This is a genomic window from Natronococcus sp. (assembly GCF_047921035.1).
GTDB lineage: Archaea > Halobacteriota > Halobacteria > Halobacteriales > Natrialbaceae > Natronococcus.
Genome location: NZ_JBLRWX010000167.1, coordinates 1 through 4,175 on the forward strand (window position 1 = coordinate 1; position 4,175 = coordinate 4,175).

General features: G+C 67.4%; 4 protein-coding genes and 1 pseudogene. 3 read left to right on the forward strand and 2 right to left on the reverse strand.

All coding sequences use genetic code 11. From position 1 onward, the window contains the following. Positions 1-479 (forward strand): annotated as a pseudogene (locus ACNA7R_RS19410) (epimerase); the annotation flags it as partial. 221 nt (positions 480-700) lie between these two features. Here the strand turns inward: ACNA7R_RS19410 and ACNA7R_RS19415 are convergent. Further along, positions 701-1,663 (reverse strand): glycosyltransferase, encoded by a 963-nt coding sequence (locus tag ACNA7R_RS19415; protein WP_416285161.1) that lies wholly within the window; start codon positions 1,661-1,663, stop codon positions 701-703. A 220-nt stretch (positions 1,664-1,883) separates the two neighbouring features. On the opposite strand from ACNA7R_RS19415, the gene ACNA7R_RS19420 reads away from it, so the two are divergent. Beyond that, on the forward strand, positions 1,884-2,984 hold the full coding sequence (locus ACNA7R_RS19420) for a DUF354 domain-containing protein (RefSeq protein WP_416285163.1): 1,101 nt from the start codon (positions 1,884-1,886) through the stop codon (positions 2,982-2,984). Between the two features lie 102 nt (positions 2,985-3,086). After that, positions 3,087-3,401: a toxin-antitoxin system TumE family protein gene (locus ACNA7R_RS19425; RefSeq protein WP_416285165.1), complete on the forward strand. Its 315-nt coding sequence runs from the start codon at positions 3,087-3,089 to the stop codon at positions 3,399-3,401. 277 nt (positions 3,402-3,678) lie between these two features. Here the strand turns inward: ACNA7R_RS19425 and ACNA7R_RS19430 are convergent. After that, positions 3,679-4,175 (reverse strand): STAS/SEC14 domain-containing protein (locus tag ACNA7R_RS19430; protein WP_416285167.1); only part of this gene is annotated, 497 nt, incomplete at its 5' end.

The following is a 4,175-nucleotide window of genomic DNA, read 5'->3' on the forward strand; positions in this document are numbered from 1 at the left end:
GCGTATTCGGACCCCAGGATCCGCATTTCGGCGAAAGCGCCCAGGTCGTGCGCAACATCCTCGCCCGGCTGATGCCGGTGATCCCGCCGGGCGGGCTCAGCATCGTCGGCGTCGACGACGTCGTCGCGGGGCTGGTCGCGGCCGCCGAGCGCGGCGACTCCGGCGAGCACTACATCCTCGGCGGCGAGAACCTCACCTACGACCGCGCGGTTTCGCGGATCGCGGCCCACCTCGAGGGATCGCCCGCCCGCATCCCCGTCCCGGCGACTGCGATTCACGCTGCGGGTCCCGTCGCCGAACTCGTCGACGCCGCCACCGGTCGGCGGGTGTTCCCCTTCGACCGGCGGATGGCCCGGCTCGCGACCCAACGGCTGTTTTATACCTCTCGGAAGGCCCACGAGGAGTTAGGGTACACGTACCGACCGCTCGAGGCCCACCTCCCGGAGACGGCTGCCTGGTATCGGGAGGCGTTCCGGTAACCGGGTTCGGGCTCGGCCGTCCCGCGGGGCCGAACCGAGCGACGGCCCGTCGGCTGTTGTTCTGTTACTAACAACATACAATAAAGACATATACTGTTCGATCACTGAATTGATACTGCCAGGAGCCCCCTGCTGCGCTCCGGCCCTCCCCCACGTTTTCCGAACCGGCCGCGTTCCAGCGTCTCGACCCGGTAGACGGTCGCTCGCTCCGGGACAACCCGCTACCGTTTCGCGGGGACTCTCCGAGTTCGAGTCGGCGCCTTCGTTCCGGTCGCGCGCTCGTAGACCGCGAGCATCCGCTCGGCCGTTCGCTCGATGCTCACCTCGCGGGCCGCCTCCCGCCCGTTCGAGCGCTCGCCGCGCTCGAGGACGTCGACCAGGCCGTCGACCAGCTCCCGGTCGGATCGCGCGACGACCGAGGGCTCGACCCCGGCCAGTCGCTCGGGAACGTCGCCGACCGGAAGCGAGACCACGGGGACGTTACAGGCCAGCGCCTCCTTCACGGAGTTCGGCGACCCCTCGCTGTCGGAGGTCAGAAGCAGGGCGTCGGCGGCGTTGAAATACGTCGCGACGGCGTCGTGATCGACGCCCGAGATCGTCTGCAGGCGCACCGGGCGGTCGACCCGCCTCGAGACGTCGTCGACGACCCGTTTCGCCCGCGGATAGTTCTTCACCGTGCGTGCGGGCGGGTAGGGGAAGAGGACGTGGTACTCGTCGTCGGGCCAGCCGACGGTCTCTCGCGCTCGCGAGCGGGGTTCGGGCCGGAACCGCTCGAGGTCGACGCCGTCGGGGATCACCGTACAGTCCCGGCCGAGCGCGGCACCCATCTCGGCGGACATGACGACGACCTCCGCACAAAACGGCGCGCAGAGCTTGCTCACGGGCGCGGTCGGGCCGTGGACGTCCGAACCCCACAGCGAGAGTACGACCGGGAGCCGCAGCTGGGCCAGCGCAGCGGGCGCGGTCAGCCCGTAGTGGGCGTGGATCAGGTCGTACTCCGGTCCCGCCTCGCGGAGCACCCGCGGAACCGTCCGGAGGTAGTCCAGCGGGCTGCGGGCGGTGTCGGCGCTCACCTCGCCGGCGACCGACATCGTCGTCACGGAGACGCCTCGATCCTCGAGCGCGTCCACCTGCTGGGTCAGAAACGGCGCGTCGGCGTTGGCCGTCACGACGAGGACGTTCATCGATCGAGGCGACCGCTCCGCGACGGTTTGTTATGGACGCGAAAATCGGTCGTCGACGGCCGTTACGGGGAGCATACACGCGATAGGTGGGGTTCGGCGCTCGAGGGCGCGCTCGGGAGCCGTCCGTCGCTCGAGCCACGGGACGAGTCGGGTCGGCGGCAGCGACCCGCTCGCGGTAGCCCTTCGATTACAAAGGGCCGACGACGGGTACGGAGAGACGATGCGGATTCTGGTCTTCGCGAACACGCCCGCCCACGTCCACCTGTATCGCCACGCCGTCGACAGGCTCGAGCGAGCCGGCCACGACGTCCTCGTGTTGACCCGCGAGTACGCCTGCACGACGGACCTCCTCGATTTCTTCGGGATGCCGTACCGGGTGTACGGCGGCCACGGCACCGACGCCTACTCCCGGCTGCGGTTCGCCCGCGAGCTGGGCGGCCAGCTCGGAACGATCGTCCGCGAGTCGCTGCGCTTTCGCCCCGACGTCGTCTTCGGCCGGGGCCCCTACGCGGCCCTCGCGGGGACGGTCACGCGAACGCCGACGGTGCTCGTCCTCGACGACGAGCCGGGCGACTTCAACCACACCGTCTCCCGCCCGTTCGCCGACTGCATCCTCTCGCCGGCGGTCACGCGCCGGGATCTGGGCGAGGACCACTACACGTTCGAGGGGTTCAAGGAGTGCGCCTATCTCCACCCCGACGTCTTCGAACCCGACGGGCGGATCCGCGAGTACCTCGGCGTCGCCGACGACGAGCCGTACGTCCTCCTGCGGTTCAACGCCCTCGACGCCCTCCACGACGCCGACCTCGAGGGGTTTACGCCGGAACAGCGACGCGATCTGATCGACCGCCTGAGCGAGCACGCGACGGTGTTCGTCTCCGACGAGGGCGGCCGGATGGACCTCCGAGACACCCCTGCCCGCCCGTACGACCTCCACCCCGCGCTGATCCACGACGCGATGGCCGAGGCCTCCCTGCTGGTCGCCGACACCGGGACGATGGCCACCGAGGCCGCCCTGCTCGGCACCCCCGCCTTCCGCTACCGGGGGAACGACGAGCACGAGTACGGCGAGTTCGAGGCCCTCGAGCGCGCCGGCCTCGCCGAGCAGTTCGACTCCTACGGCCCGCTGTGCGAGCGCTCCCTCGAGATCCTCGCCGACGACGAGGCCGCCGCCCGGTGGCAGCGACGCCGGCAGGCCTACGTCGGCGAACTGGTGAACCTGACCGATCTGCTGGTCGACGTCGCGACCGCGCGAGGCTCGCTCGAGGGACTCAGTTCGCCGGCCAAGCGGGCGATTCGGCCTCGTTCGCAGTCGCTGTAGTCGGCGCAAACCGCCACTATGTGGCGATTCGGTAACCGAAGTCAGTATGGGTGTTGGAGATAGGAGCAACAGTTATTCCGTTGGAGGAGGTAACAACAGTCGATGGGGGACGACGAATCGGGGACGTTGCTCCTGCGCGAGCGGGAGAACTTCGGTGACCGATACGCCGAAGTCCGAGTGTGGGACGTCGCCGAATCGGACCGGTATCCGGACGGCGTGAAGTACAGCCTGCAGTACGGGACGCTCGAAGGGGAAACGCTGATCCGGTACGATAACTTCCCGGACCACCCTGACGCAGCACACCACCACAAGCACACTCGAGATGGTGACGTCGAGGACGTCGACTTCGACGGGATACTACCCCTGTACCGGCAGTTCAAAACGGAGGTTACTGACTATGGCCACGACTGGAACTAACCCGACCGACGGAGAGCGCGTTCTGCACATCCGATTCGAACGGAGTGATACGAGTCGAATCGAGGAGACGCTCCGGTCGGTCGACGACGACGAGGACGTCGAGCCGTACTTCGAGTGTACGTTTCACGATCCGGAACAACTCCATCGGGTCACGCGACCGAAAAACCTCGAACTGCTCCGGACGATCGCTCGCGAGGAACCGTCGGGCATTCGCGAGACCGCCCGGTTGGTCGACCGCGACGTTCGGCAGGTCCACCGCAATCTGAACGAACTCGAGTCATTGGGGCTCATCGACCTCGAGGAGCGAGGACCCGCAAAACGGCCCACGGTCTGGTACGACACGATCGAGGTCGACTTGCCCCTGTTCGGTCCGGATCGCGGTTCGGATACGGCCGACGCGTAGCCAAATCGATGGCGCGTGCCGACCGTCTGTTCGCTTGCGTACGTCGTCGCCGACGACCGCGTAACACTCCATCTCTTCCCCGTGTCGAAGGTAGAAGCCGAGGTCCTCCTCGTACGCGTCGAACTCGGCGTACGAGTCGGAAACGTCCGAGAGATCGATCAGTAGCTTCGCCGAACCGTGCTCGTCGATCGCCGCTTCGACGTCGGCCAGGATCTCCTCGTACTCCGCCTCGCTCAGGGTGTCAGTGACCTCGTAGCCGATACTGTTGCCCTCGCTCCGTGGCAGTTTCTCGATCATGTTTTTCCCGTGTCTCTTTCTGTGAATAGCGGTGCTGCCTGCAATTCCAGTGCGATCGCCGAGCGGATCCGCGG

What these genes read in the sequence shown, in the direction of transcription:
- ACNA7R_RS19425 (WP_416285165.1), top strand. Translation starts at nt 3,087, where the DNA reads ATGGGGGACGACGAATCGGGGACGTTGCTCCTGCGCGAGCGGGAGAAC.
- ACNA7R_RS19415 (WP_416285161.1), bottom strand. Translation starts at nt 1,663, where the DNA reads ATGAACGTCCTCGTCGTGACGGCCAACGCCGACGCGCCGTTTCTGACC.
- ACNA7R_RS19420 (WP_416285163.1), top strand. Translation starts at nt 1,884, where the DNA reads ATGCGGATTCTGGTCTTCGCGAACACGCCCGCCCACGTCCACCTGTAT.